Origin of the sequence: Mesorhizobium sp. B2-5-13 (assembly GCF_006440535.1) — a bacterium.
GTDB lineage: Bacteria > Pseudomonadota > Alphaproteobacteria > Rhizobiales > Rhizobiaceae > Mesorhizobium > Mesorhizobium salmacidum.
Genome location: NZ_VFUI01000006.1, coordinates 167,174 through 193,391, shown reverse-complemented (window position 1 = coordinate 193,391; position 26,218 = coordinate 167,174). Strand labels below are relative to the sequence as shown.

Annotated in this window: 21 protein-coding genes, 1 other RNA gene and 1 pseudogene; 16 read left to right on the top strand and 7 right to left on the bottom strand. The window is 63.8% G+C overall.

Annotated features, from left to right (window positions below; genetic code table 11):
* The first annotated feature begins 2 nt into the window (after positions 1-2).
* Positions 3-911 carry a LysR family transcriptional regulator gene (locus FJ434_RS13050; protein ID WP_140717576.1) on the top strand — a complete coding sequence of 303 codons (909 nt, stop codon included), beginning with the start codon at positions 3-5 and terminating at the stop codon, positions 909-911.
* Between the two features lie 19 nt (positions 912-930).
* Here the strand turns inward: FJ434_RS13050 and FJ434_RS13045 are convergent, their stop codons facing one another.
* A complete protein-coding gene (locus tag FJ434_RS13045; protein WP_140747509.1) occupies positions 931-2,109 on the bottom strand; it encodes a lytic murein transglycosylase in 1,179 nt (392 codons plus the stop codon).
* Between the two features lie 417 nt (positions 2,110-2,526).
* Entirely contained in the window at positions 2,527-3,327 is an 801-nt protein-coding gene (locus FJ434_RS13040) for a GH25 family lysozyme (RefSeq protein WP_140502396.1), read from the bottom strand.
* Positions 3,328-3,614: 287 nt separating this feature from the next.
* On the opposite strand from FJ434_RS13040, the gene FJ434_RS13035 reads away from it, so the two are divergent.
* The gene (locus tag FJ434_RS13035; protein ID WP_348640968.1) at positions 3,615-5,120 is read left to right on the top strand and encodes a serine hydrolase; all 1,506 of its coding nucleotides are present in this window, start codon (positions 3,615-3,617) and stop codon (positions 5,118-5,120) included.
* Here the strand turns inward: FJ434_RS13035 and FJ434_RS13030 are convergent.
* From FJ434_RS13030 to FJ434_RS13020, 3 genes and pseudogenes are all read right to left on the bottom strand, one after another.
* A pseudogene (locus FJ434_RS13030) lies at positions 5,008-5,661 on the bottom strand (class I SAM-dependent methyltransferase); the annotation flags it as partial. The gene FJ434_RS13035 and the pseudogene FJ434_RS13030 overlap by 113 nt on opposite strands.
* Entirely contained in the window at positions 5,658-6,956 is a 1,299-nt protein-coding gene (locus FJ434_RS13025; protein ID WP_140747503.1) for a DUF3419 family protein, read from the bottom strand. The pseudogene FJ434_RS13030 and the gene FJ434_RS13025, both read right to left, overlap by 4 nt.
* Before the next feature lie 32 nt (positions 6,957-6,988).
* Positions 6,989-10,621, bottom strand: coding sequence for a hydantoinase B/oxoprolinase family protein (locus tag FJ434_RS13020; protein ID WP_140747500.1), 3,633 nt, complete (start codon positions 10,619-10,621; stop codon positions 6,989-6,991).
* Positions 10,622-10,805: 184 nt separating this feature from the next.
* Between FJ434_RS13020 and FJ434_RS13015 the strand changes: the two genes are divergently transcribed.
* The 3 genes from FJ434_RS13015 (at position 10,806) to FJ434_RS13005 (ending at position 12,639) form a co-directional block, all read left to right on the top strand.
* A complete protein-coding gene (locus FJ434_RS13015) occupies positions 10,806-11,018 on the top strand; it encodes a hypothetical protein (protein WP_140502402.1) in 213 nt (70 codons plus the stop codon).
* Between the two features lie 149 nt (positions 11,019-11,167).
* Positions 11,168-11,887, top strand: coding sequence for a DnaJ family molecular chaperone (locus tag FJ434_RS13010; protein WP_140502403.1), 720 nt, complete (start codon positions 11,168-11,170; stop codon positions 11,885-11,887).
* Complete coding sequence (locus tag FJ434_RS13005; protein WP_140502405.1) at positions 11,884-12,639, top strand: N-acetylmuramoyl-L-alanine amidase; 756 nt, start codon at positions 11,884-11,886, stop codon at positions 12,637-12,639. Before FJ434_RS13010 ends, FJ434_RS13005 begins: the two co-directional genes overlap by 4 nt.
* A 208-nt stretch (positions 12,640-12,847) precedes the next feature.
* Here FJ434_RS13005 and FJ434_RS30220 read toward each other — a convergent pair whose 3' ends face one another.
* On the bottom strand, positions 12,848-13,066 hold the full coding sequence (locus FJ434_RS30220; protein WP_246673665.1) for a hypothetical protein: 219 nt from the start codon (positions 13,064-13,066) through the stop codon (positions 12,848-12,850).
* Here FJ434_RS30220 and FJ434_RS13000 point away from each other — a divergent pair.
* Complete coding sequence (locus FJ434_RS13000) at positions 12,987-13,571, top strand: transglycosylase SLT domain-containing protein (RefSeq protein ID WP_246673663.1); 585 nt, start codon at positions 12,987-12,989, stop codon at positions 13,569-13,571. The two genes, FJ434_RS30220 and FJ434_RS13000, sit on opposite strands and share 80 nt — an antisense overlap.
* 65 nt (positions 13,572-13,636) lie before the next feature.
* Positions 13,637-14,036, top strand: an RNA gene (rnpB, locus tag FJ434_RS12995) — RNase P RNA component class A.
* A 410-nt stretch (positions 14,037-14,446) separates the two neighbouring features.
* On the opposite strand, the gene FJ434_RS12985 is transcribed toward rnpB, so the two are convergent.
* Positions 14,447-15,562 (bottom strand): cystathionine gamma-lyase, encoded by a 1,116-nt coding sequence (locus FJ434_RS12985; protein WP_140747497.1) that lies wholly within the window; start codon positions 15,560-15,562, stop codon positions 14,447-14,449.
* Positions 15,563-15,969: 407 nt separating this feature from the next.
* On the opposite strand from FJ434_RS12985, the gene mraZ reads away from it, so the two are divergent.
* From mraZ to ftsW, 9 genes are read left to right on the top strand one after another with little or no spacing between them, the layout of a single operon-like run.
* The gene (mraZ, locus tag FJ434_RS12980) at positions 15,970-16,443 is read left to right on the top strand and encodes a division/cell wall cluster transcriptional repressor MraZ (RefSeq protein WP_140747494.1); all 474 of its coding nucleotides are present in this window, start codon (positions 15,970-15,972) and stop codon (positions 16,441-16,443) included.
* On the top strand, positions 16,440-17,456 hold the full coding sequence (rsmH, locus tag FJ434_RS12975) for a 16S rRNA (cytosine(1402)-N(4))-methyltransferase RsmH (protein ID WP_140747491.1): 1,017 nt from the start codon (positions 16,440-16,442) through the stop codon (positions 17,454-17,456). The genes mraZ and rsmH overlap by 4 nt, the downstream gene beginning before the upstream one ends.
* Positions 17,457-17,460: 4 nt before the next feature.
* Entirely contained in the window at positions 17,461-17,856 is a 396-nt protein-coding gene (locus FJ434_RS12970; protein ID WP_140502412.1) for a hypothetical protein, read from the top strand.
* Entirely contained in the window at positions 17,853-19,577 is a 1,725-nt protein-coding gene (locus tag FJ434_RS12965) for a penicillin-binding protein 2 (protein WP_140502413.1), read from the top strand. Before FJ434_RS12970 ends, FJ434_RS12965 begins: the two co-directional genes overlap by 4 nt.
* A 54-nt stretch (positions 19,578-19,631) precedes the next feature.
* Positions 19,632-21,080: a UDP-N-acetylmuramoyl-L-alanyl-D-glutamate--2,6-diaminopimelate ligase gene (locus FJ434_RS12960; RefSeq protein WP_140747488.1), complete on the top strand. Its 1,449-nt coding sequence runs from the start codon at positions 19,632-19,634 to the stop codon at positions 21,078-21,080.
* On the top strand, positions 21,077-22,558 hold the full coding sequence (locus FJ434_RS12955; RefSeq protein ID WP_140747485.1) for a UDP-N-acetylmuramoylalanyl-D-glutamyl-2,6-diaminopimelate--D-alanyl-D-alanine ligase: 1,482 nt from the start codon (positions 21,077-21,079) through the stop codon (positions 22,556-22,558). Before FJ434_RS12960 ends, FJ434_RS12955 begins: the two co-directional genes overlap by 4 nt.
* 17 nt (positions 22,559-22,575) lie before the next feature.
* On the top strand, positions 22,576-23,658 hold the full coding sequence (gene mraY, locus FJ434_RS12950; RefSeq protein ID WP_140502418.1) for a phospho-N-acetylmuramoyl-pentapeptide-transferase: 1,083 nt from the start codon (positions 22,576-22,578) through the stop codon (positions 23,656-23,658).
* A gap of 8 nt (positions 23,659-23,666) precedes the next feature.
* Entirely contained in the window at positions 23,667-25,067 is a 1,401-nt protein-coding gene (murD, locus tag FJ434_RS12945) for a UDP-N-acetylmuramoyl-L-alanine--D-glutamate ligase (protein WP_140747482.1), read from the top strand.
* Positions 25,067-26,218 carry a putative lipid II flippase FtsW gene (ftsW, locus tag FJ434_RS12940; protein ID WP_140715825.1) on the top strand — a complete coding sequence of 384 codons (1,152 nt, stop codon included), beginning with the start codon at positions 25,067-25,069 and terminating at the stop codon, positions 26,216-26,218. The genes murD and ftsW overlap by 1 nt, the downstream gene beginning before the upstream one ends.

Below are 26,218 nucleotides of genomic sequence, written 5' to 3'. Positions count from 1 at the left end.
CAATGCGCGGGTCTGAATTTTCCGAACTCAAGGCATTCGCGACGATCGTGGAGGAGGGCAGTTTCATCCGCGCTTCCGCCAGGCTCAGGATTTCGCCGCCGGCCCTCAGCCAGACAATCCGGCAGTTGGAGGCACGTCTCGGTGTCCGCCTGCTCAATCGCACGACACGCAGCGTATCGCCGACCGCGGCCGGCGATACGCTGTTCACGCGGCTTGGCCCCGTTTTCAGGGAGTTGGAAGGCGCGGTCGCCGATATTCATGCCTCGCGCGATCAGCCGGCGGGTTCGCTGCGCATCAACGTGCCGCGCGTGGCCGCGATGCGGTTCATCGCGCCGATCCTGGGCGATTTCCAGCGCGTCTATCCCGATATCAGCCTGACGGTCATCGTCGACGACATGCTGACAGACATTGTCGAAGGACGCTTCGATGCCGGCATTCGGCTCGGCGAGCGGCTGGAAAAAGACATGGTGGCGGTGAAGCTGAGCGGGGACCTGCAAATGGCCGCGGTGGCCGCTCCCGCCTATCTCGCGGGACGCAGCACGCCTCGTCATCCCGGCGATCTGCACCAGCATCGCTGCATCAACTTCCAATGGCCAGGCGGCGGCAACATCTACCGATGGGAGTTCGCGCGTGGCAAAAGGGTGCTGGAAATCGCGGTCGAAGGCAGGCTGACCGTCAACGACACCGACTTGCTGCTCAACGCGGTGCTGAGTGGTGCCGGTATTGCATACATGATTGATTATCAGGTCCGTCCCTGGATCGAGAACGGTCAGCTGGTCCGGTTTCTGGAGGCCTGGTCGCCCAGCTTCCCCGGCTTCTATCTGTACCATCCGAGCGTGCGGCATGTGCCGCCAGCCTTGCGGGCGTTCATCGATTTTGTGCGGGAGAGGAAGGGAGTGTGTGGTGGGTAGCTTGCCTATCGACCTTCGCTTACAACTTTCCCAGCAGCTCCGGCGTCGGCCAGCCATCCACCGGCAGGCCTAGCCGCATCTGCTCCTTGCGGATGGCTTCGCGGGTGTTGGTGCCCAGGATGCCGTCGACCGTGCCGACGTCGTAACCCCTGGCCTCGAGCTTCGTCTGCAACGCCTTCATCTGCTCGTTGTCGAGACCCGGCTCGGGATTGCGCGGATCGAGCGGCGGCGTGCCGGCCAGCCGCGCGGCAAGGTTGGCCGCGGTCAGCGCGTAGGTGAAGGACTGGTTCCATTCGAGATAGACGTCGAAATTGTCGTAGGTGAGGAAGGCCGGACCCTTGCGGCCCATGGGCAGCGCCAGGCCGGCCTTCAGGCCCTTGTCGATCAGCGGCGAACCGTCGGGGTTGGTGACGCCCCACTGCGCCCACTGTGTCAGCGGCAATTTGTTGGTGCGGCCGGTCTGGTCCCACGGCATCTCGTCGGGCACGCGCACTTCCTGGATCCAGGGCTCGTCGCGCTTCCAGCCGCGCGACAGCACCTTGTTGCCCGTGGTCATGATCACGTCCGGCACGCTGTTTCTAAGGTCGATCTCGCCGTCGCCGTCGCCATCGACGCCGCGCGCAAGATAGTCGGACGGCAGGATCTGCGTCTGGCCGATCTCGCCGGCCCAGGCGCCGGTGACATCGGCCGGCAGCACGCCGCGATCGATCAGTTCCAGCAGCGGCACCAGTTGCTGGCGGAAAAGCTGCGGGCGGCGGCAGTCATGCGACAGCGTCACCAGTGCGCTCAGCGTATGGAAGTCGCCCTGCACGGCGCCGAAATCCGTTTCAAGCGCCCAGAAGGCGGTGATGACAGGCGCCTGCACACCGAACTGCTGGTCGGCGCGGGCGAAGACATCGGCGTATTTCTTCATGTTCGCCGCACCTTGCTTCAGCCGGTAGGCAGAAATCATGCGATTGGAAAATTGGATGAAGGTTTGCGTGAAGACGCCCTGCGCGCGGTCGCGCGCCAGAGCCCTCTCGTCGATCCTGGCGTCCTCCAGCGCATCGAGACCGACGGCGCCGACACCAGCCGCCTTGGCTTCCGCCGCCACGCCCTGTTTCCAGGTTTCGAAATCGCCGCCGCATTCCTGCGCCATCGCCGGCAAGGCCGTGGCGCACAAGAATAGCGCCGCGAGGGCTTGGGAACGCAGTCGCATCAGCTTCCTTTCGAAACGAAGAGGGCATTATCGTGCTAGGGCATTATCGTGCCTAGAGCCCAACGCCCTGCGGTTGCACTCTTACCGCTGGCAGTGTCGAAAAGCAGGCGGCAGGCCCGGTGTCAACGGGTCTTCTGCCGCGGCCCCTCTTCGAGGCGGGTTCGCTGCCGTTGCCACGGCGTCAACGGGTCTTCTGCCGCGGCCCCTCTTCCAGGCGGCTTCGCTGCCGTTGCCACGGCGGCAACGGGTCTTCTGCTTCAGCCCTATTTGAGGCGCCCTTGCTGCCGTTGCCACGGTGTCAACGGGTCTTCTGCCGCGGCCCCTCTTCCAGGCGGCTTCGCTGCCGTTGCCATGGTGTCAACGGGTCTTCTGCCGCGGCCCCTTCTTCCAAGTGCCTTCGCTGCCGTTGCCACGGGGTCAGCGGGTGTTCTGCCGCAACCATTTATTCCAGGCGGCTTCCGAGCCGTTGAAGACGTTGATGTCGGACTTGCCGGTCATGCCGGGGACGATGCCGGTTCCGGTGTACTGCCAGAAAGTGAAGGGGTGGCTGCCATATTTCTCGCGCGGGTGCCCGGCGACGGAGCGCAGCCAGTAGGGATAGCCGCGGAAGCTCGACAGTTCGTTGTCCTCGAAGAAATCGACCGAGGTGTAGATGATCGGCTTCTTGCCATAACGCCGCTCGACGATCTCAAGGAAGGTGGTCATCTCAGCGCGCACCGTGGCTGGGTCGGGGCGCAGGTGGCAGGTCGGCGAGTTCGGGTTCCATTCCATGTCGAGAACCGGAGGCAATGCGGAGCGGTCGACGGGGACATTCTGGATGAACCAGCGCGCCTGCACGGCGGCGGGCGTGCAGAAATAGAAGAAATGATAGGCCGCGCGTGGAATTCCGTTGGCTTTCGTGCGCGCCCAGTGCTCGCTGAAATATTCATCGAATCGGTCGCCGCCTTCGGTTGCCTTGATGAAGGCGAAGGAGATACCGCTGGCCTTGGCGGTCGGCCAGTCGATCGATGTCTGGTATTTGGAGACGTCGGTGCCATGGACGGCATAGTTCCACGGCGCGCCGCTGTCCCACTCATGCGGCTTGGAATCGGCAAAGCGCGGCGCGCGCACGGCCACCGTCGGACTGCTCGACGCGGACGGCGACAGCGGCGAGAGATCGTCCACGGTCGAGCAAGCGCCGAGCAGCGTCAGCATGAAAAGGACCGCAAGACGGCGCATCGCAACTTCCAAGCCGGAATCAGCCGGTCGCTGATGGGTCTGTGCACTTGATGGCCGAAGTTGGTCTGGCCCCTCCAGGCGATCGCCCCACGCATCGCCCAGCCTATTCGTTTTTCGTGCATGTCGTCGTCGCAAAACCGCTGCGCACTTTGGGCGACATGCATCCCTGTGATCGCCGATCATGGTTGATATCTGGTTTATGGCGCTCGACAAGAAGCCCGATTTTGCGGAAGCAATGGCGGCAATTCGATGACATAAACGTCAGGCGAGTGTCTGGGAGGCAATGGATGCGGATCATCGTCAAGATCGTCAAATGGCTGCTTGGCCTGATCGTGCTGGCTATCGCCGCGCTGGTTGCCTGGCTCTATTTCGCGCCGCCGGAACTCATCCGCGTCGGCTCGGGCTATTCGGCCAAGATCGTCTGCTCCAACGTCTTCATCGCCGGGCGCGACCCCAACGAGGTGCTGGCCGTCGATGTGCAGGCGCCCGGCCATCCGCTACTGCGCTTGATGCGGGTTTCCGTCGACAAGAACCGGGGGACGGTGTCGGCCGGCCTGCTTGGTTTCCTCGGCAAGAGCGAGGCGGTTGCCCGCGACGGGCTGGGCTGCGCCTCGGTTCCCGACGGCGATGTCGGCAAGGCGCGGCGCACCGCGGTCTATGCCGAACCCGCGGCAACAAGCCAGGATGCGCTGTGGCCCGAGGGCGAACGGGTCGATGCCTCGCAGAACCCTGAAATCTTGAAGATCGTCGCGGACAATGCGATGGCCGGCACCGGCATGCGCGCGATCGTCGTGGTCAAGAACGGGCGGGTCGTCGCGGAACGCTATGGCGACGGCTTTTCGGTCAAGACGCCATTGCTCGGCTGGTCGATGACCAAGACGGTGAACGCCGCCATCGTCGGCACACTGATCAGGGACGGCAAGCTGGCGGTCGACAACAAGGGCCTGTTCACGCCCTGGAAGGTGGATGGCCGCGCCGCGATCAGCCTTGCCGACATGATGGCGATGTCGAGCGGCCTGGAGTTCAACGAAGACTATGGCGACGTCGCCGATGTGACGCGCATGCTCTACCTCGAACCCGACATGGCGGGTTTTGCCGGCTCCAAACCCCTCACCGGCGAGGTCGGCAAGGTGTTTTCCTATTCCAGCGGCACGGCGGTGATGCTGTCGCGCCTCTGGCAGGACGCGATCGGCGACAGGGCCAAGGCATTGACGTGGCCGCGCATGGCGCTGTTCGAGCCGCTCGGCATGCACAGCGCGGTGCTCGAAACCGACGAGCAGGGCACTTTCGTCGGTTCGTCCTATCTCTACGCCACGGCGCATGACTGGGCCCGGTTCGGCCAGTTCCTGCTGCAGGGCGGGGTATGGAATGGCAATCAGGTCCTGCCGGCCGGCTTCGTCGATTGGATGCGTGAGCCGGCATCCGCCTCGAAAGTCTACGGCAAGGGCCAGTTGTGGATCGAAGCACCGGGCGACGAGGAAAACCCCGGTGCCGGCGTCGCCGCCGGTCTGCCGAAGGACACTTACTGGATGGAAGGGCATGACGGGCAGACCGTCGCCATCATTCCATCCGAGCAATTGGTGGTGGTGCGGCTCGGGCTAACGCCGGCCAAGCTCAATTATCGGCCGCAGGCGTTGGTGGGGGCGCTGGTGAAGGCGCTGCATTTAACTAGCTCCGTGGCCCGATCACGGCCAGCCAGGCATAGCCACGATAAAGCGTGCGAAAACGGAAGGTTGCGCCGGTTCGCTCGGCTTCCGATTCCAGAACGTCGCACAGGGATTCGCGCGGCGTGACGTGGAATTTTTTCAGCCAGCCGCGCAGCAAGGTGCGGAACCAGCCCGGCAAACCTTCCTGCTGGCCGAAATCGACTATGTGCAGCGAGCCCGTCGGGGCCAGCGCGGCAAGTGCTGCCGAGACCGTCTTCTCCCAGCCCGGGATCATCGATAGCGAATAGGATACGAAGATGCGGTCGAACCGTTCGCCGCCATAAAGCGCCTCTGAATCGAAATCGGTGGCGTCGCCCCTTGCCAGCGTGACGCGATCCGAGAGGCCTTCGCGGTCGATTGCCTTGCCGGCCGTTTCCAGCATTTCGGCCGAAATATCGAGGCCGAAGAAACGGGTGTCGGGATAGGCGCGGGCGGCGAGGATGATGTTGCGGCCGGTGCCGCAGCCGAGCTCCAGAACGGTGCCGCCTTGCGGCACGTCCAGCCCCGCGATCATCCGGTCGCGGCCGAGCAGGTAGTATTTGCGGGTCAGGTCGTAGATATGGCGCTGCCAGCGGTAGACGCCGTCCATCAGTTCGGCATGGCTGGCCGGCAGCTCCGTCGTGCTCATGCCGCGCGCTTCACATAGAGGTGGAAGCCGCCATAGATGGCGGAGCGGTCGCGGGCCGAGAATTCGCGCGATGCTTGGTTCTGATAGTCCCACTGATCGAGCAGCGATGTCGAGACGCGCCCCGGCAGCAGACTCGGCTCGGCGGCGGTGCGGAAGATGACGCGGGCCCCGGCGGAGGCGGTGCGGGTGATCTCCAACCACAGCGCGTTGAGCTGGTCGTCGGTCATCCAGTCCTGTGCGTCGAGCAGGATGAAGCGGTCGACGGCGCCGGCATCCTTGCCGGCGAGGAATTCGATCAGGTTGGCATGGTGGATGGCGACGCGGTCGATATTGCCGCGGATGGTCTCGTAGTTGCGCTTTTCCAGATAGGCGGGCAAGGCGGCCTCGCCGGGCTCGGGATAGCGGCGGGCGAAAGCCTGCCAAGCGAAGTAGTTATTTTCCAAAGGGAAATCGCAGGCGAGCTTTTCCAGCCGGGCCTTCAGCACGCTGGCCATGGTGCCGTCGCCGGAGGTGATCAGCGAGTCATACTGCGCCGGAGGGATGCCGAGGCCGAACAGCGAGGCTTTTCGCGACGTCGCCCATTTCAGAAGCTTCTTGTCGAAGACCGGCGCCAGCTCCTCGTTGAAGAAGCGGCGCTGTTCGCCGATGTTCCTGGCTTCCATCATGCGGGCCGGGTTGACGCCGAAGAATTTCGCCGTGCGGTGGCCCATGGCGATGAACAGGCCGAGCAGACCGGTCTGGTAGAAATTGCGGTCGAAAACGCCAATGCGCCTGTTGCCACGCCAGTTGCGGCGCTCCCAGTAATGACGGCTGACCGGATCGAGGTGCGGGGCGATGAAGCGATCGTAGGCTTCGGAATTGTGGCTCATGTCCGCCGCACCGAAGAAACGGAACAGGTCACCTTGCGAAGGCAGATGGCGAACCGCCTCCAGCTTCATGCGGTTCAGCGCGATGTGGGCCGCGTTGAGATCGACGGCGTCGATCTGTGCCGGCGAGCGGGTAAGGTAGGCGAGGATGTTGCAGCCGCCCGAGGCGATGGTGACGACGCGGTGGCCCTGGCCAAGCTGCATCGCGTCCATGTCGACGTCAGGGTCTTCCCAGATCTGCGGATAGACGAGGCCGGAAAACAGGAAGGCGAACAGCCGCTCGGAGATGCCGGCTTTCGAAAGCGGGCGGTTCTGGTAAACGGCTTTTCCAACTTCCTTGCCGCGGCGAAAAACCAGATCTGCGGAGACGTCCGTCATGGCAAAGTGATTCCCCATTTGCTTTGGCGCAAGCGGGTAACGCAGGGTCATGACAGGCCGGTGACAGCCTGTTGACGCCTTCTTTACAGCGTACCGAACCCGCCCGGCGTCGGCGTGGTCACGATGACGGCCTCACCGGCGTCGAGCACGGTCTGATCGCAAGCCTTCAGCACGTCGACCGTGCCGTCGTTGCGGCGCACCTTGGTCGAGCCGACCTCGCCGTCGCCGCCGCCGTCTAACCCTTGCGGCGGGCGGTTGCGGTGCGAGGACAGGATCGCGCATTCCATCTTCTCGAGGAAGCGAATGGTGCGTTTGGTGCCGTCGCCGGCGTTCCATTTGCCCTTACCGCCGGATCCCTGGCGGATGTGAAAATCCTCCAGCACCACGGGGAAGCGCAGTTCCAGCACCTCCGGGTCGGTGAGGCGCGAATTGGTCATGTGGGTGTGGACGCCGGAGGTACCGGCAAAGCCGCGGCCGGAGTTCATATGGCCGGCCGGCGAGCCGGAGCAGATCGTCTCGTAATACTGATACTGCTTGTTGCCGAAGGTCAGGTTGTTCATCGTGCCCTGCGCGTTGGCCATCGCGCCCATGGCGCCGAACAGGGCGTTGGTGACGTGCTGCGAGGTCTCGACATTGCCGGCGACGACGGCGGCAGGGTAGGTGGGCTTGAGCATGCAGCCGTCGGGAATGACGATATTGATCGGCCTGAGGCATCCCGCATTCATCGGGATCATGTCCTCGACCATGACGCGGAAGGCGTAGAGCACGGCGGCACGGGCGACCGGCTCGGGCGCATTGAAGTTGTTCTTCATGACAGGCGACGTGCCGGTGAAGTCGACGGTCGCCTCGCGTTTTTGCCGGTCGACGGTGATCTTCACCTTGATGACCTGGCCGGTGTCGGTCGGATATTCATATTCCGACGTGTCCGGCAGCCGCTCCAGCACGCGGCGCACGCTCTCGGCCGCGTTGTCCTGCACATGGCCCATATAGGCTTCGACGACGTCGAGGCCGAAATGCCCCACCATCTTGCGAAGTTCCGCCACGCCTTTCTCGTTGGCGGCGATCTGTGCCTTCAGATCGGCGATGTTCTGGTGCGGGTTGCGGGCTGGGTAGCGGTGGTCCGTGAGTAGCGTGTGCAGCTCCTTTTCGCGGAATTTTCCGCGGTCGACGATGCGGAAATTGTCGAACAGCACGCCTTCCTCGTCGACCGTGGTGGCGAGCGGCGTCATCGAGCCCGGCGCGGTGCCGCCAATGTCGGCATGATGCCCGCGCGAGGCCGCCCAGAAGAGAATGCTTTTCCGGGCATCGTCGAAGACCGGCGTCACCACGGTGATGTCGGGCAGATGCGTGCCGCCATTATAGGGGGCGTTCAAGGCAAAGACGTCGCCGGGATGAATGTCGCCGGAGTTCAGCCGGATGATGGTTTCGACTGAACGGTCCATGGAGCCGAGATGCACCGGCATGTGCGGCGCATTGGCGACCAGCGCCCCGGTGTGGTCGAAGACGGCGCAGGAAAAATCGAGCCTTTCCTTGATGTTGACGGAGTAGGCGGTGTTCTGCAGCGTCACGCCCATTTGCTCCGCGATGGACATGAAGAGATTGTTGAAGACTTCGAGCATCACCGGATCGGCCTCGGTGCCAAGGGCAGCGGCGCGCGCTTTCTTTTCCGTACGGCGTATGACAACGTGATTGAGGTTGGTGATTTCGGCTTGCCAGCCCGGCTCGACGACGATGGTCTGGTTCGGCTCGATGATCATGGCGGGCCCGGCGACCAGATTGGACGGTCCGAGGGTCTCGCGACGGTAGACGCCAGCTTCACGCCACCGGCCTTCCGTGTAGATGCGCCGGGTCTCGGAAGTGGCTGACTTGACCCTTGCAGGTCCGGCAGGCGCAAAGGCCCCGGCGCTGGTCTGGCCGGTTTCGGTGCCTTCGACGCCGACGGTCTCGACGATCATTGGCTTGTCGTCATAGACGAAGCCGAATTGTGCCTTGTGGGCGATTTCGAAATCGCGCCTGGCCTGGAAGATCGAGTCTGCCTCGAAATTCACCGGCAGTGCCGTGTCAGTGCCGTCATAGCGAATGTGCAGTACGGGCCTGGTGGAAACCGAGCCCTCGGCGATGCCTTGCGCCGCCAACTCCGCGATCACCGCCTTTTTCAAGGTGGCGATGAGGCCGCCGATTTCTGTTCTGGATTCTTCGGCGAGAGGCTTCAGCAGCGCCTGCTGGCGCGAGGCAAAGATCGAGGCCAGGCCGATCCCATAGGCCGACAGCAAGCCGGAGAAGGGATGGATCAGCACCGCCTCCATGCCGAGCGCGTCGGCGACCAGGCAGGCGTGCTGTCCGCCGGCGCCGCCGAAACAGTTCAGGAGATATTCGGTGACGTCGTAGCCGCGCTGCACGGAAATCTTCTTGATCGCATTGGCCATGTTCTCGACCGCGATGGTGACGAAGCCTTCGGCGACCGCTTCCGCCGAGCGGCCGTCACCGATCCCGGCGGCAAGAGCCGTGAATTTCGCGCGCACGGTTTCCGCGTCGAGCGGCGCGTCCTGGCCGGGGCCGAAGATCGACGGGAAGAAATCGGGCCGCAGCTTGCCCAGCATGACGTTAGCATCGGTGACGGCCAGCGGGCCGCCGCGCCGGTAGGCGGCGGGGCCGGGATTGGCACCAGCGGAGTCCGGTCCGACGCGGAAGCGGCCGGCCTCGTAATGCAGGATCGAGCCGCCGCCGGCGGCGACGGTGTGGATGCGCATCATCGGCGCGCGGACACGCACGCCGGCGACCTCGGTGTCGAAGGCACGCTCATACTCGCCGTCATAGTGGGCGACGTCCGTGGACGTGCCGCCCATGTCGAAGCCGATGACCTTGTCGAAACCGGCGAGCTTCGCCGTCTCGACCATGCCGACCACGCCGCCGGCCGGGCCCGACAACAGCGCGTCCTTGCCCTGGAACATGTCGGCGGCGGTGAGGCCGCCAGAAGACATCATGAACATGAGGCGAGGGGATTCGTCGTTTTCTCCCGCCGCACCCAGTTCTCCCGCCACCCGTTGTACGTAGCGTGAGAGGATGGGTGACAGATAAGCATCCACCACCGCGGTGTCGCCGCGGCCGACCAGTTTGATCAGCGGCGAGACCTCGTGGCTGACCGAGACCTGGCCGAAACCAAGCTTGCGGCAGACCTTGGCCACCGCCTTCTCGTGATCAGGATATTTCCAGGCATGCATGAAGGCGATCGCAACGGCATCGATGCCATCGGCTTTCGCTTGTTCTATGGCCGGCCGGCAAGCTGATATGTCGAGCAACCGTTCGACGCAGCCGTCGGCGAGCACACGCTCGTCGATCTCGATGACGCGCTCGTAGAGTTGCTCGGGGAGGATGATCTCCTTGGCGAAAATGTCGGGTCGTGCCTGGTAGGCTATCCTGAGCGCATCGCGAAACCCCCTGGTAATGAGCAACAAGACGCGGTCGCCCTTGCGTTCCAGAAGGGCGTTGGTGGCCACCGTGGTTCCCATCTTGATGTCGCCGATCAGGCCGGACGGGATCGCGGCGACCGTGTCAAGGCCGAGCAGGTCGCGAATGCCTTGAATGGCGGCGTCGGCATAGGCTTCGGGATTCTCAGACAGCAGCTTGCGCGGATGCAGCCCACCTTGCGGGTCACGGCCGATAATATCGGTGAAGGTGCCGCCGCGATCGATCCAGAAATCCCATTTCGCGGTCATGCGGCTGTCTCCGGTATTCCATTTCCGGTGTCGTTGTTAAAGCGCCGAAGCGCCGGCAGCAATAACGCTTGCATGCCATTGATGTTACGGGTGGAAATGCAACGTTACGAAACCCATGGCAATCTCGGGCATTTGTGTCTCGACCGTTCACCGCAACGTGAACGTGTGTCGAAGGAGAGATGTAATGAAAAAGCTCGTTCTTGCTTCCCTGTCCGCCCTTGCCCTGCTGGGCGTCGCGGCCTGCAGCGACAGCGGCACAGGCACCGACAACACCACAACGCAGAGCACCAATCCGCCGCCTGCCGAGCAGCCGATGAAGCCCGCGGCTCCGGCTGACAATTCGACCAAGCCTGCCGAGCCGGCTCCGGCAACGCCTGCTCCTGCGCCCGCGCAGTAGTTTGTAAGCAGTAAGTGCCTTGGGAGAGAGGCCGGCTCTACGCCGGCCTTTCTCGCATAGGCACCGGCAATGCGCCTCTCGTTCACAGACCCGACAGATGGCTGTTATTGACTTGATAGCGGGGATCGGTTGGCTCTATGAAGCGGGCCATGTCGATTTGGGACCGCCTCGGCGACTTCATCACGCGGGTTTCGTCTTCAACCACCTCTGGTGTCGCCGATGTGGTCGAGGCTGTGCGCACGGTTTTTTCCGGCGACGCCGACTTGCGCCGCCGCGTCGCCTTCTCGGTGGCGATGATCGCGCTTTCGGCCAAGATGGCCAAGGCCGACGGCATCGTCACCCAGGATGAGGTACGCGCCTTTCAGGAAATCTTCGAAGTGCCGCCGAAAGAGACGCGCAACGTTGCGCGGCTGTTCGATCTCGCCCAGCGGGACGTGGCCGGTTTCGAAACCTATGCCGAGCGCATGGCGCAGCTCTGCGGCTCCGGGCACTCCAATTGCGTGATGCTGGAAGACATACTCGACGGCCTGTTCCACATCGCCAAGGCCGATGGGCTGGTGCATGAGCGCGAAGGCATCTTCCTGCATCGTATCGCCGAGATCTTCCGCATCGATGAGACGCATTACGAATCGATCTTGGCGCGGCACGTCAATCTTGGCGCAGGCGACCCCTATGTCGTGCTCGGCATCGAGCGCGGCAAGCCGTTCGAGGAGGTTAGAAAACGCTATCGCAAGCTGGTGTCGGACAACCATCCGGATCGGTTGATCGCGCGCGGGTTGCCGCAGGAATTCATCAAGATCGCGACGACCAGGGTCGCGGCGATCAACGCCGCTTATGAGATGATCGAGCGGGGCCTGCGGCACGCATGACCGGCTTCCTGCCCGACGAGCCGAGCGCCGAGGTCAGGGTATCGCCGAATTTCGGGCCAAGGCGCGACGCGCAGAAGCCCGACATGATCGTGCTGCACTATACCGGTATGGCGAGTGGTACCGGGGCCGAAGCCTGGCTGTGCGACCCGGCGAGTGAAGTCTCGTCGCATTATCTTGTCCATGAGAATGGCCATATCGTGCAGATGGTCCGGGAAAGCGACCGCGCCTGGCATGCCGGCCAGAGTTCCTGGTTCGGACGCACCGACATCAATTCCTGCTCGGTCGGCATCGAAATCGTCAATCCGGGCCATTCACTGGGCTATCCCGGCTTTCCGAAACGTCAGATCACGGCGGTCATCGAGCTGTGCAAGGGGATTGCCGCGCGGCATGCGATCGGCGCCGAGCGGGTGCTGGCGCACTCCGATGTGGCGCCGGGCCGCAAGATTGATCCCGGCGAGAAGTTTCCATGGGCCGCGCTGTTCAAGGCAGGGGTCGGCCATCTCGTGCCAGCCTCTCCCGTCAGGCGCGGAGCCGCGCTGAAGCCCGGCGACCGCGGTGCCGATGTCGAGACACTGCAGTCGATGCTGTCGCTCTATGGCTATGGTGTCGAGATATCGGGCGTTTTTGACGATCGGACACGGGTCGTGGTCGAGGCCTTCCAACGGCATTTCCGGCCGCGCCGGATCGACGGAGTTGCCGACGGCTCGACGATGCGCACACTGCAGAAGCTGCTTGCTTCCGTCAGGAGTTGACCCTGGGTCAATTCCTGATTGAAGTAATCTTCCCTGGCCCTAAAGTTACAAACTGTCACTTAAAGTGACTTGCCCCGCCTTTATTGGCGCCAAATCGGGCTTCAAAGGGCCTTTCGTACAGTTTGTCGGACGTCCAGCCCCTCGGGTGTTCCGATATTGATCAAGCGATGCCACGCGAAGATCTTCGCGCGGTCCCAACAGAACAGGATCACATGCAGAAATTGACGGTTTTAACGGCAGCTCTTGCTGCCGGCGTAATGAGTTTTGCCTTCGGTGCGGCCGACGCCGCGCCGTTCAGCCCGCGGGCCGACCAGGGCTTCGTCGCGGCACCCGCCAAAGGCAAGGCCATTTCGGCCAAAAGCAGCAAGAGTGCTAAGGCGACGACGAAGCACGCTTCCGCGAAAGTGGAAAAGGCAAGCTGGACCAAGGCAAGGAAATCCTCTGCCAAGAGGCAGACAAAGCGCGGTCGCAAAACCGTGGACATGACGACGACGGCATCGATCGGTCTCAGCAACGTCGCTGCGGCGACCGCGGCAGTGACGAGCGGCGGCCAGTATTCCGCGATTGTCGCCCGCTATGCGGCGAGCTACGGCGTTCCGGTGTCGCTGGCCAACGCCGTGATCCAGATCGAAAGCAACTACCGGCCGAACATGGTCGGCGGCGCCGGCGAGATCGGCCTGATGCAGATCAAGCCGGCAACCGCGCGCATGATGGGTTACAGCGGGTCGGCCAAAGGCCTGTTCGATCCCGACACCAACATCAAATACGGCATGAAGTACCTCGCCATGGCGCGCGACCTCGGCGGTGGCACGACCTGCGGCACGATCCTGAAATACAATGCCGGCCATGGCGCCACCCGGATGAACCCGGTTTCGGCGGCTTACTGCAGCAAGGTCAAGGTTCAGTTGGCGGCCGTCGGCGCGCCGGCTTGACAAGAACCGGTCACGACCGGCTTTTTCGGTTGCGTTTTGTGGTGTGAACCCCTTTATACGCCCTGCCAGCTGGCCGGGCGGCCGCACCCGCAAACGCCGAAAGGCCGCGGGTGAGGAAAGTCCGGGCTCCATGGAGACACGGTGCCGGTTAATGGCCGGCGGGGGCGACCCCAGGGAAAGTGCCACAGAAAGCAAACCGCCACGACTTTGTCGGGGTAAGGGTGAAAGGGTGGGGTAAGAGCCCACCGCGCGACTGGCAACAGGAGCGGCACGGTAAACCCCACCGGGAGCAAGACCGAATAGGGGCGGTGCGAGGGGAAACTCTCGAGGGCTGTTTCCAGCTCACCGTCCGGGTAGGTTGCGTGAGGCGCATGGCAACATGCGCCCAAGATGAATGGCCGCCACGTTCTCGTCTCGCAAGGGGCGAGGGCCATACAAAACCCGGCTTACAGGCCAGCTGGCAGTTTCTCTCCGCTACATCTAGGAAGGTTGCACCCATGGGTGCAGCTTCTGATCCAACGGCGCGGCGCTGCTGTTCGCCTCGTGGATGCGCTGGAAAGACGTTGGGATTTGCTGACCTTGCATCCCTTCTCAGGTGCGCCGCGCGACGACATAGCGCCGGGTATCCGCCATCTGATTGTCGGCGAATATCTCACCTTGTACCGGTCGGCGGTGATGCGATCGAAATTCTTCGCGTGCTGCATGGTCGTCGCAACATCGAAGCCGATGACCTCGGCTCGTAGAGCGATTCCAGGAAAGCGCGTAGCGCCTTTCCCGGGAAAAGCGCGTAGCGCTTTCCCTTGCGGAATTGCGTAGAGACAAAGAGTTAGAGCGGTTCAGTGAGTCTATCAAACACTGAACCGCTTGTCGATTTGTCAGCCGCTGATCCTGCCCAGCGAGGCCTCGATCGCCTTCCAGAGTTCTTCCACGGGCTCACAGCCTACCGACAAGCGAACGAAGCCGGCCGGAACCGCATCGCCTCGCTTAAGCCGCCGCTCAGCCGAAGTGTGGACGCCACCGAAGGAGGTCGCGGCCTGCATCAGGCTGCAATTGTTGATGAAATCCTCGGCTTTCTGCTCGGAAGCGAGTTCGAAGGAGATGAGGAAGCCGAAGCGCTCCATCTGGGCGCGGGCAAGATTGTGCGAGGGATCGCCGTCCAGTCCGGGATAGCGCAGGCCGGTGATCGCCCGATGCCCCTGCAGGCGCCGCGCGATCACTTCCGCCGATGAGCACATACGGTCGAAGCGCACATCGAGTGTTTCCAGGCCGCGATGCACCAGCCAGGCTTCGAATGGCCCGGGGATGCTGCCCGAGACCTCGCGCCAGCCGGTCACGGCGGCGATGATATCCGCATTGCGGCTGGCGACATGGCCGAACAGCACGTCGGAATGGCCATTGGGCGCCTTGGTGTCGGCGGCGACAAGGATATCGGCGCCGTGATCGAGAGGGCGCTGGCCGAAGGGCGTCATCGTCGTGTTGTCGACCACCAGCAGCGCGCCGGCCTTGTGAACGGCTTCGGCGACAGCTGCGATATCGCAGATGTCCAGCCCCGGATTGGCTGGCGTTTCGACGAAGGCCAGGCGGTAGCCATCGAAGCCGCCGTCGAGGAAAGTCGATGTCGGTCTGACATCGTAGGTGACGCCGAGCGGCTTCAGGAAACGATCGGCCAGCGCCCTGGTGGTATGATAGCCGTCCGAAGGCAGCAGGATATGGTCGCCGGCCTTGAGCACGGCAAAGAATGCCGCCGAGATCGCCGCCATCCCCGAGGGAAAACCGACGCAAGGCGCGTCTTCCAAATGAGACAACATGTGTTCGACGGCATCCCAGGTCGGGTTGCTGAAGCGGCCGTACTGGTTGAAGCCGGTGGCATCGCCCGGAGCATGGAAAATGGCGGCCATGGTCAGGGGCAGGGGAATGGAATCGCCCATGGCAAACCCGCCGCGACGCAAATGGGGAAGGGCTGCAGCGCGCGACTTCGCAGTTTCAGACATCGATTTCAAATCCCTTGGTGTTCGGTGAGAAGGGCGAGACGCTATGCCCGGCCGCGGCTCGCGGCAAGCCGCCTCAAGTTGGGCCAGGCAGGCTCTAAACGGTTCGTTAGGCTTAATAGACCATAAAGACGAGACGTGCTGTCTAAGCCTTTTTCGTCGGCATGATGCGCGTGTTTGAGAAGCCTATTCCCGTTGACGCCCATAGTGCCCCATGATATCCCATCCAGACATCAAAGCCTTCGTTCCGCGTCAGGGTAGAGCGCACGCCAATCGGGCAGCCGCGGCGGCTGCGCGTTTGCCGGTTTTCGCCCGTGTGGACGAGGTGGGTGCGGGGCAGGCAATGCGCGGCGGTGGCGCGTGCGACACGATGAAGAGGGGTGCGGCGGCGCAAGCGGCCGCAACGTGTGATGGACCGGTTTCTGTCGAACACGGTGAGCAGGATCGATGCGAAGGGGCGGGTGTCCGTTCCCGCGCATTTTCGTGCCGTGGTGCAGAAGCGCGGCTATTCGGAGCTCTACGCGCTGCGCTGCCTGGACCTGCCGGCGATGGATGTCGGCGGGCTCGATCTGCTCGACCGCTACGAGCAGCGCATCGCGCGGGAAGACCCGTTCCTGCAGACTGCGGACGACATGTCGTTCTTCTGCCATGGCGACGGCGCATTCCTGAAACTCGACCAGGACGGCCGCATCACCATGACCGATTTCATTCGCGAGCATGCCGGCATCTCGGCGGAGGTGGCCTTTGTCGGGCGCGGCAATTTCTTTCAAATCTGGGAGCCGGGACGGCTTGCGACCTATGGAGCGCAGGCGCGGGCCAGGCTTTTGCAGCTTCGGCAGGGGACGAAGGCTCACGAGGCCAAGGCTGGGGAGCGACCGGAATGACGGTGGGCCACGGCGATGATATCAACGCCGTTGGCGGATCGGTCCGCCACATTCCGGTCCTCCTTGGCGAAGTGCTGGAAGCGCTGGCGCCGGCAGAGGGCGACATCATCATCGACGGTACGTTCGGCGCCGGCGGCTACACCAAGGCCATCCTGGCGGCCGGCGCGTCCGCCGTTGCCATCGACCGCGATCCGGATGCCATCGCGGCCGGCCGCGACCTCGAGGCGCGGTCCGGGGGCCGGCTGCGGCTCGTGCAGGCGCCGTTCTCGACGCTCGACGAACACGTCGAAAGCGCCGACGGCGTCGTGCTCGACATCGGCGTCTCCTCGATGCAGCTCGACCAGGCCGAGCGCGGCTTTTCCTTCCGCAACGACGGACCGCTCGACATGCGCATGGCGCAGGCGGGACTGAGCGCCGCCGATGTCGTCAACAGTTTCAAGCCGGGCGACCTTGCCCGCATCTTCGGCTTCCTCGGCGAGGAGCGTCACGCCGGCCGTATCGCCCGCATGATCGAGGCGCGCCGGGAAAAACGCCCGTTCGAGCGAACGCTGGAACTCGCCGACGCGATCGAGACGCATATCGGCCGCGCGCCGAAGGACAAGATTCATCCGGCGACGCGCGTCTTCCAGGCGCTGCGCATCTTCGTCAATGACGAGCTTGGTGAATTGGCCAGGGCACTGTTCGCGGCCGAACGCGCGCTGAAGCCCGGCGGCCGCCTTGTCGTGGTGACGTTCCATTCGCTGGAAGACCGCATCGTCAAGCGTTTCATCGCCGACCGCGCCGACGCCATGACCGGCTCGCGCCACATGCCGGAGGCGCAGGCGCGCACCGCGACTTTCCGCAAGGCTGGTGGCGGCGTGACGGCAGGCGACGCCGAGGTTGCGGCCAACCCGCGCGCCCGCTCGGCCAGACTGCGTGCGGCGATCCGCACCGAGGCTCCGGCGCGCAGCGGCGATTTCTCGATCTTCGGTCTTCCAAAACTTCCTGGCATCGACCGGCCGGGGGAGAGGTAAGCACGTGTTTCGTACCAGCGATATTGTCCTGATCGCCGTCATGGTTTCGGCCGCCGCCCTGACCTACAAGGCCAAGCGCGAGGCCGAGGACCAGTTGGCGGCCGTGCAGAAGATCCATGCCGAGATACGTTACGAGGAGGACACGATCGACCTTCTCAAGGCCGACTGGAGCCTGCTCACCCAGCCGTCGCGGCTGCAGAAGCTCGCCGAGCTCTACAAATCGCAGCTCGCGTTGGAGCCGGTCAGTGCCCGGCAGATCGTGGGCCTGGGCGACCTGCCGGCCAAGGCCCTCGACATCCAGGACATCCTGAACGGGCGCCAGGGCGCCATGGCCGACAATTCCGACAAGGCGCCCTTGGGCGACAAGGATCCCGTCGTGACCGGAGACATCGCCCAATGATCGGCAAACTGCTGAAACGCTTCGCCACGGTAGGCCGCGCCAGGACGGGCGAGGACGGGTCGATCGTGGTCGAAGGCGCCCGCAAGGCGACCGGCGGCAAGGGCAAGGCGCGCATCGTGATGACGATGGCGGTATTCTTCGGCATTTTCTCGACTATATCCGGACGGCTGGTCTATCTCGGTTTCCAGACACCCGACCTGTCGGGCGGTCCGCAAAGCCGGGTGACCGCGTCACGTCCCGACATTGTCGATCGCAACGGCGAAGTGCTGGCCACCGACATCAAGACAGCGTCGCTGTTCGCCGAGCCGCGCCGCATCGTCGATGCCGACGAGGCGATCGAGAAGCTGTCGACGGTGCTGCCCGAGATCGACTATGAGCAGACCTATCACAAGCTGAAGAGCGGCGCCGGCTTCGTCTGGCTGCAGCGGCAGCTGACGCCCAAGCAGCAGGCCGACATTATGCAGCTCGGCATTCCCGGTTTTGGCTTCCGCACCGAAAAGCGGCGTTTTTATCCGAGCGGCGAAACCTCATCCTACATTGTCGGCCTGACCAACATCGACAACCAGGGCATCTCCGGCATGGAGAAATATATCGATGAGCAGGGCCTGAGCGACCTGCAGGCGTCGGGCCTGGCGGTGGCGAAGGATCTCAGACCGGTCAAGCTTTCGATCGATCTGCGCGTCCAGCATGTGGTGCGCGACGAGATCGCCGCCGGCCTGGAACGCTATCGCGCCATGGGGGCTGGCGCCGTCGTGCTCAACGTCAAGACCGGCGAAGTGGTCGCCATGGCGTCGGTGCCGGATTTCGATCCGAACAATCCATACAATGCGCAAGACAAGGACCGGCTCAACCGGATGTCGGCGGGACTCTATGAGATGGGCTCGACGTTCAAGAGCTTCACCTCGGCCATGGCGCTCGATTCCGGCAAGGCGACGATGTCGAGCCGCTTCGACGCTTCGCATCCAATCCGGGTCGGCCACCAGGCCATTCACGATTTCCACGGCAAGAACCGCGTGCTGTCGTTGCCGGAGGTGTTCCTCTATTCCTCCAATATCGGGTCGGCCAGGGAGGCCGAGCTGGTCGGCATCGAGGCGCATCGCGAATTCCTGCATCGCCTCGGCATTCTGGAGAAGATGCAGACCGAACTGCCCGAAGTTGCCCGCCCGACCGAGCCGAAGGTCTGGAAGCAGGTCAATTCGTTCACCATTGCCTTCGGCCATGGCGTGTCGACGACGCCGCTGCAAGCGGCTGTCGGCTGCGCGGCGCTGGTCAATGGCGGATTCCTGATGCAGCCGACATTCCTGGTCCGCAGCCAAGAGGATGCGATGGCGGCGGCCAAGAAAGTGGTTGCCGAAAAAACTGTCGAGGGCATGCGCTACCTCTATTCGCTCAACGCCGAGAAGGGTTCGGCCAGAAACGCCCGGGTTCCCGGCTACCGCGTCGGCGGCAAGACCGGAACGGCCGAGAAGGTCATCAATGGCCGTTACTCGAAGGAGTTGAATTTCAACACCTTTGTCGCCGCCTTCCCTATGGACGATCCGCAATATCTGGTGTTCACGATCGCCGACGCCCCGCATCCGGAAAAGCCCGGGATGACCGACGTTGCGGCCAACAATGCAGGGGTAATGGCAGGCAATATCATCAGGCGTGCAGCCGCCATGCTTGGCGTGAAGCCAGATTTCAGCCATGAAAATGGTGCAACGCTGGTTTCCTATCAGTGATTCTTGGGGCGCGCCGGCAACTGCGCGCTATTTTGTTGCGGTGAACGGGACTCGATGAAGCTCAAAGATCTAGCCGGTATCCTGCCAGTCGAAGGAACAGCTTCCGCCGATCTGGAGGTTTCCGGCATCTCGTCGGATTCCCGCCAGGTAAAACCGGGCGTCCTCTTTTTCGCGCTTGCCGGCACCAGGGCCGATGGCGCCAGCTACGCCGCCGACGCGGCCCGGCGTGGCGCTGCCGCGATCGTCGCGGGCAGCGCCCTTGCCGATTTGCCGGTTCCGGTGCTGGCGGTCGATGATCCGCGCCTGGCACTGGCGTTGAGTGCCGCCCGCTACTTCCGCAGACAGCCGCAAACCATGGTCGCCGTGACCGGTACCAGCGGCAAGACGTCGGTCGCCGCCTTCACCAGGCAGATATGGGAGCAGGCGGGATACGCAGCCGCCTCGATCGGCACCACCGGCGTGGTTGCGCCCAGCCGCAACGAATATGGTTCGCTGACGACACCCGATCCGATCGCCCTGCACCAGTTGTTGAGGGAATTGGCCGATGCCGGCGTTACCCACGCCTCGATGGAGGCCTCCAGCCATGGGCTCGACCAGCGGCGCCTCGATGGGGTGAAGCTCTCGGCTGGCGGCTTCACCAATCTCGGCCGCGACCACATGGATTACCACCCGACGATCGAGGATTATCATCGCGCCAAATTGCGCCTGTTCGACACGCTGCTGCCGAAGGGCGCACCGGCCGTTGTCTTCGCCGACGATCCGTGGTCGGAACCGACGATAAAGGCGGCGCGGGCCGCTGGGCTCGACGTGCTGACGGTCGGCCGCCATGGCGATTTCCTCAGGCTGAAGCGGGTCGAGCATGAGCGTCATCGCCAGCGTGCCGAGGTCGAGGCCGACGGTGTGATCCACGAGATCGACCTGCCGCTCGCCGGCGATTTCCAGATAGCGAATGCGCTGGTTTCGGCGGGGCTTGCCATTTCCACAGGAACACCTGTCGCCAAAGCCTTGGCGGCATTGGAGAAATTGAAAGGCGCGCCGGGCCGGCTAGACCTGGTCGGCTCCACGGCGAGCGGCGCGCCGGTCTATGTCGATTACGCCCACAAGCCCGATGCGCTGGAGAATGTTCTGTCCTCGGTGCGTCCGTTCACCACCGGGCGCGTGATGGTCGTGTTCGGCTGCGGTGGCGATCGTGACCGGGGAAAACGACCGATCATGGGCGAGATCGCGACCCGGCTCGCCGATGTCGTCATCGTCACCGACGACAATCCGCGCTCCGAAGTGCCCGAGACCATCCGCGCCGCCATTCTCGCCGCCGCGCCCGGTGCCATCGAGATCGGCGACCGGCGCAAGGCAATCCACGAGGCTGTCGGCATGCTGCATGCCGGTGACACGCTGATCGTGGCCGGCAAGGGCCATGAGGAAGGCCAGACGATCGGCTCTGAAACCCTGCATTTTTCCGACCATGAGGAAGTGCGCGCCGCGCTCAGGGAGCGTGCCGCATGAGTTTGCTGTGGACATCCGAAGCGCTCGTTGCCGCCACGGACGGGCGGCCGCTCGGCCCCATGCCCGAAGGCATATCGGGCATTTCGATCGACAGTCGCAGCCTGCAGCCGGGCGAGGCCTTCTTCGCCATCAAGGGCGAGGCGATGGACGGCCATGACTTTGTCACCGCCGCCATCAAGGCCGGCGCCGGCGTGCTGGTGGTGGCGGAAGGCAAGTTGCCGTCTCTTGGCCGGCTGACGGCGCCGATCATCGTCGTCGAGGACGTGCTGGTTGCGCTCGAAAAGCTCGGTGTCGCGGCGCGCGCCCGCTCGCAGGCCAGGATCATTGCGGTGACCGGCTCCGCGGGCAAGACCACAACCAAGGAGGCGCTTCGCCACGTGCTTTCGGCCGTTGGCAAGGTGCATGCCTCGGCGCAGTCCTTCAACAACCATTGGGGGGTGCCGCTGACCCTGGCGCGCATGCCGGCTGACTGCGACTATGCCGTGTTCGAGATCGGCATGAACCATCCCGGCGAGATACGGCCGCTGGTGAAGATGGTGCGGCCGCATGTCGCCATCGTCACCATGATCGCGGCCGCGCATCTTGGCTTCTTTCGCAATCTGGACGAGATCGCCAAGGCCAAGGCCGAGATTTTCGAGGGTCTGGAGCCCGACGGTGCCGCGGTGCTCAACCGCGACGATGCGCGTTTCAAGCTGCTGGACAAGATGGCACAGGCTGCCGGCGTCGAGCATGTCTATGGCTTCGGCGAGAATGCTCGCTCGACCTTCAAGCTGGTCAAGTGCGAGTTGCATGCCGATCATTCCGACATCGCCGCCAGGATCAGCGGCCACGATATGATCGCCCGTATCGGAGCTCCCGGCCGGCACATGGTGCAGAACGTGCTGGCGGTGCTTGGCGCCGCGCATCTGATTGGCGCCGATCTCGACAAGGTTGCATTGGCGCTGGCCGATCTCTCGGCCGAGCGCGGGCGCGGCAAGCGCCACGTGCTGCGGCACCCCGGCGGCTCGACTTCGGGCCAGCCCGGTGGCTCGGCTTCGGACCAGCCCGGTGGCCAAATCACGCTGATCGACGAGAGCTACAACGCCAATCCGGCCTCGATGGCGGCCGCCATGGCGCTGCTCAATGCGACGCCGGTGACGGGCGAGGGCAGGCGCATCGCCGTGCTTGGCGACATGCTGGAGCTCGGCGACCACTCGGCCAAGCTGCATGCCGCTCTTGCCGATCTCATCGTCGGCACGGGCACGCGGACAGTCTTTCTCGGCGGGCCGGAAATGCGGTCGCTGGCGGAAGCGCTGCCGGGCGATATCAGGACGGAATACCGCGCCGGCGTCGAGGAGTTGAAGCCGGTGCTGCTCGCCGCGCTGAAGCCGGGCGACGTGGTGATGATCAAATCGTCGAAGGGCATCGGTTTTGCAAAACTGGTCGATGCGCTGCTGGGCAAATTCCCGGCCAAGACGATAACCAGTAACCAGACCTAGTCGGGGAACGAAAGCGCATGTTCACACTGCTGGTCGATTTCGCGGACAAGGTCTCTGTCTTCAATGTCTTCCGCTACATCACGTTCCGCACCGGCGGCGCGCTGATCACCTCGGCGCTGATCGTCTTCATCTTCGGGCCGACCATCATCAATTCGCTGCGGCTCAGGCAAGGCAAGGGTCAACCGATCCGCGCCGACGGGCCGCAGACCCATTTCAAGAAGGCGGGCACGCCGACCATGGGCGGCCTGATGATCCTGTCCGGCATCATCGGCTCGTCGCTTTTGTGGGCGAACCTGTCGAGCATCTATGTCTGGGTGGTGCTGTTGGTGACACTCGGCTTCGGCTTGATCGGCTTCTACGACGATTATCTGAAGGTGACGAAGCAGTCGCATCTCGGCTTCTCCGGCAAGGCGCGGCTTGCGTTGGAATTCATTATCGCCGGCATCGCCGCCTGGGCGATCATGCACAATGGCCAGGCGCCGTTCTCGTCGTCGCTGACCTTCCCCTTCGCCAAGGAATTCATCATCAACCTCGGCTGGTTCTTCATTCCGTTCTCCTGCTTCGTCATCGTCGGCGCCGGCAATGCGGTGAATCTGACCGACGGCCTCGACGGTCTGGCGATCGTGCCGATCATGATCGCGGCGGCGTCCTTCGGCGTCATCGCCTATCTCTCGGGCAACGCGGTGTTCGCCGAATATCTGCAGATCCATTTCGTGCCCGGCACCGGTGAACTGGCGGTCGTGCTTGGCGCGGTCATCGGCGCCGGCCTCGGCTTCCTCTGGTTCAACGCGCCGCCCGCGGCGATCTTCATGGGCGACACCGGGTCGCTCGCCATGGGCGGTCTGATCGGCACGGTCGCGGTCGCCACCAAGCACGAGATCGTGCTCGTCATCGTCGGCGGCCTGTTCGTGGTCGAAATCCTCTCGGTCATCATCCAGGTCGGCTACTTCAAGATGACCGGCAAGCGCGTGTTCCTGATGGCGCCGATCCATCATCATTTTGAAAAGCTCGGTTGGACCGAAAGCCAGGTGGTGATCCGCTTCTGGATCATCGCCGTCATCCTGGCGCTGGTCGGCCTCTCCACCCTCAAGCTCAGATAGGCCGCCATTTGATCCCCGCCGCATCCTTCGCAGGCAAGCGTGTTTCGCTCTTCGGGCTCGGCGGCTCGGGGATCGCCACGGCGCGCGCGCTGATCGAGGGCGGCGCTGAGGTGCTGGCCTGGGATGACAATCCCGACAGTGTCGCCAAGGCGGCCGCCACCGGTATCGCCACTGGCGATCTGCGTGGCGCCGACTGGGCTGGGTTTTCCGCCTTCGTGCTGTCGCCCGGCGTGCCGCTGACCCATCCCAAGCCGCACTGGACCGTGGAATTGGCGCGCGGGGCGGGCGTCGAGGTCATCGGCGATATCGAGTTGTTCTGCAGGGAGCGGACGCAGCGTTCGCCGGATGCTCCCTTCATCGCCATCACCGGCACCAACGGCAAGTCGACAACGACCGCGCTGACGGCGCATATTCTCAAGGCCTCCGGACGCGACACGCAGATGGGCGGCAATATCGGCCGCGCGGTGATGACGCTCGATCCGCCGAAGCCCGATCGCCACTACGTGGTCGAATGCTCGTCCTACCAGATCGACCTTGCGCCCTCGATCAATCCGACGGCCGGTATCCTGCTCAATCTGACGCCCGACCATCTCGACCGCCACGGCACCATGCAGCACTACGCCTCGATCAAGGAGCGGCTGGTGGCAGGCAGCGAGACGGCGATCATCGGCATCGACGATTCCTGGTGCGCGCAGATCGCCGATCGGCTGGAGCGGGCAGGGCGGCAGGTCATCCGCATTTCCAAGCGTCTGCCGCTGACCGACGGCTATTTCGCCGACGGCACCAACATGATGGAGGCCGTGCATGGCCGCTACAGCCGGGTCGCCTTCCTCGAAGGCATCGGCTCGCTGCGTGGCCAGCACAATGCGCAGAACGCTCTAGCCGCCGTCGCCGCCTGCCTCAAGGTCGGGCTCGACCTCGGCGAGATCCAGTCCGGACTGGAAAGCTTTCCGGGTCTCGCCCATCGCATGGAGCAGGTTGGCCGCAAGGACCATGTGCTGTTCGTCAACGATTCCAAGGCGACCAATGCCGATGCCGCGGCACCCGCGCTGTCCAGCTTCAGCCGCATCTACTGGATCGCCGGCGGCCTGCCGAAGGAAGGTGGCATCGAGCCGCTGCGCGGCTTCTTCCCGCGCATCGCCAAGGCCTATCTGATCGGCGAGGCCGCACCCGCCTTTTCGGCGACGCTCGGCGAGGCCGTGCCTTATGAGATCTCGGGCACGCTGGCCGCCGCGGTCGAGCACGCCGCGCATGACGCAGCCAAAGACGACAGCGGCGAGGCAGTGGTGCTGTTGTCGCCGGCCTGCGCCAGTTTCGACCAGTTCAAGAATTTCGAGGTCCGCGGCGAAGCCTTCAGGCAAGCTGCGAGCGCTATAGATGGTGTCAAACCCATCGGAGGGGCACGATAATGCAGAGCCGTCTCGACAAAAGTCCGGTCGCAACCTGGTGGTGGACCATCGATCGCTGGTTCCTGGCGGCGTTCCTGTCGCTGATGGGGCTCGGCATCGTGTTGTCCTTCGCGGCAAGCCCCGCGGTCGCCGAACGCATCGGCCTCGACAGTTTCCATTTCGCCACCCGACAGATCATCTTCACCGTGCCTGCGCTCGGCGTGATGCTGGCGGTCTCCTTCCTCGATTCCAGGCAGATCCGGCGCATGTCGCTGATCATGCTATGCCTCATGCTGGTGCTGATGGTGGCGGTGCTCTATGTCGGCGTCGAGGTGAAGGGCGCGCGCCGCTGGGTGTCGCTCGCCGGCCTGTCGATCCAGCCTTCGGAATTCCTCAAACCGGCCTTCGTCATCATGTGCGCCTGGCTGTTCGCCGAACACAAGCGCCAGCCCGACATCCCCGGCAATCTGTTCGCCATGCTGCTCCTGGTCTTGGTCGTGTCGCTGCTGGTAGCGCAGCCGGACCTTGGTCAGACCATGCTGACCACCGGCACCTGGGGCATTATGTTTTTCATGGCGGGACTGCCATGGCTTTGGATCATCGTGCTGGGAGCCGCCGGCGTCGGCGGCGTCTTCGCCGCCTATACGGTGTTTCCGCACGTCGCGCTGCGCATCGACAAGTTCCTCACCGGCGAAGGCGACACGTTCCAGGTCGACATGGGCCGCGATGCGCTGATCAATGGCGGCTGGTTCGGCGTCGGGCCGGGCGAGGGCACCGTCAAACGGGTCATCCCCGACAGCCATGCCGACTTCGTCTTCTCGGTCGCGGGCGAGGAGTTCGGGCTGATCATGTGCTTCTTCATCATGTCGATCTTCGCCTTCATCGTGCTGCGCGGTCTCAACACGGCGCTCAAGGAGCATGACGACTTCACCCGCTATGCCGTCGGCGGTCTGGTCACCGTGTTCGGCTTGCAGGCCGTCATCAACATGTGCGTCAACCTGCAACTGGTGCCGGCCAAGGGCATGACGCTGCCCTTCATCTCCTATGGCGGCTCCTCGCAGATCGCCATCGCCATCTCGATGGGCATGGTGCTGGCGCTGACGCGCAAGCGGCCGGAAAAGCGCAAGCAGATGGGCTTTGCGCTGCCGCAGCGCACCGTGCCGGCGGAGTGA

What these genes read in the sequence shown, in the direction of transcription:
- FJ434_RS13050 (WP_140717576.1), top strand. Translation starts at nt 3, where the DNA reads ATGCGCGGGTCTGAATTTTCCGAACTCAAGGCATTCGCGACGATCGTG.
- FJ434_RS13045 (WP_140747509.1), bottom strand. Translation starts at nt 2,109, where the DNA reads ATGCGACTGCGTTCCCAAGCCCTCGCGGCGCTATTCTTGTGCGCCACG.
- FJ434_RS13040 (WP_140502396.1), bottom strand. Translation starts at nt 3,327, where the DNA reads ATGCGCCGTCTTGCGGTCCTTTTCATGCTGACGCTGCTCGGCGCTTGC.
- FJ434_RS13035 (WP_348640968.1), top strand. Translation starts at nt 3,615, where the DNA reads ATGCGGATCATCGTCAAGATCGTCAAATGGCTGCTTGGCCTGATCGTG.
- FJ434_RS13025 (WP_140747503.1), bottom strand. Translation starts at nt 6,956, where the DNA reads ATGACCCTGCGTTACCCGCTTGCGCCAAAGCAAATGGGGAATCACTTT.
- FJ434_RS13020 (WP_140747500.1), bottom strand. Translation starts at nt 10,621, where the DNA reads ATGACCGCGAAATGGGATTTCTGGATCGATCGCGGCGGCACCTTCACC.
- FJ434_RS13015 (WP_140502402.1), top strand. Translation starts at nt 10,806, where the DNA reads ATGAAAAAGCTCGTTCTTGCTTCCCTGTCCGCCCTTGCCCTGCTGGGC.
- FJ434_RS13010 (WP_140502403.1), top strand. Translation starts at nt 11,168, where the DNA reads ATGTCGATTTGGGACCGCCTCGGCGACTTCATCACGCGGGTTTCGTCT.
- FJ434_RS13005 (WP_140502405.1), top strand. Translation starts at nt 11,884, where the DNA reads ATGACCGGCTTCCTGCCCGACGAGCCGAGCGCCGAGGTCAGGGTATCG.
- FJ434_RS12985 (WP_140747497.1), bottom strand. Translation starts at nt 15,562, where the DNA reads ATGTCTGAAACTGCGAAGTCGCGCGCTGCAGCCCTTCCCCATTTGCGT.
- mraZ (WP_140747494.1), top strand. Translation starts at nt 15,970, where the DNA reads ATGGACCGGTTTCTGTCGAACACGGTGAGCAGGATCGATGCGAAGGGG.
- rsmH (WP_140747491.1), top strand. Translation starts at nt 16,440, where the DNA reads ATGACGGTGGGCCACGGCGATGATATCAACGCCGTTGGCGGATCGGTC.
- FJ434_RS12965 (WP_140502413.1), top strand. Translation starts at nt 17,853, where the DNA reads ATGATCGGCAAACTGCTGAAACGCTTCGCCACGGTAGGCCGCGCCAGG.
- FJ434_RS12960 (WP_140747488.1), top strand. Translation starts at nt 19,632, where the DNA reads ATGAAGCTCAAAGATCTAGCCGGTATCCTGCCAGTCGAAGGAACAGCT.
- FJ434_RS12955 (WP_140747485.1), top strand. Translation starts at nt 21,077, where the DNA reads ATGAGTTTGCTGTGGACATCCGAAGCGCTCGTTGCCGCCACGGACGGG.
- mraY (WP_140502418.1), top strand. Translation starts at nt 22,576, where the DNA reads ATGTTCACACTGCTGGTCGATTTCGCGGACAAGGTCTCTGTCTTCAAT.
- ftsW (WP_140715825.1), top strand. Translation starts at nt 25,067, where the DNA reads ATGCAGAGCCGTCTCGACAAAAGTCCGGTCGCAACCTGGTGGTGGACC.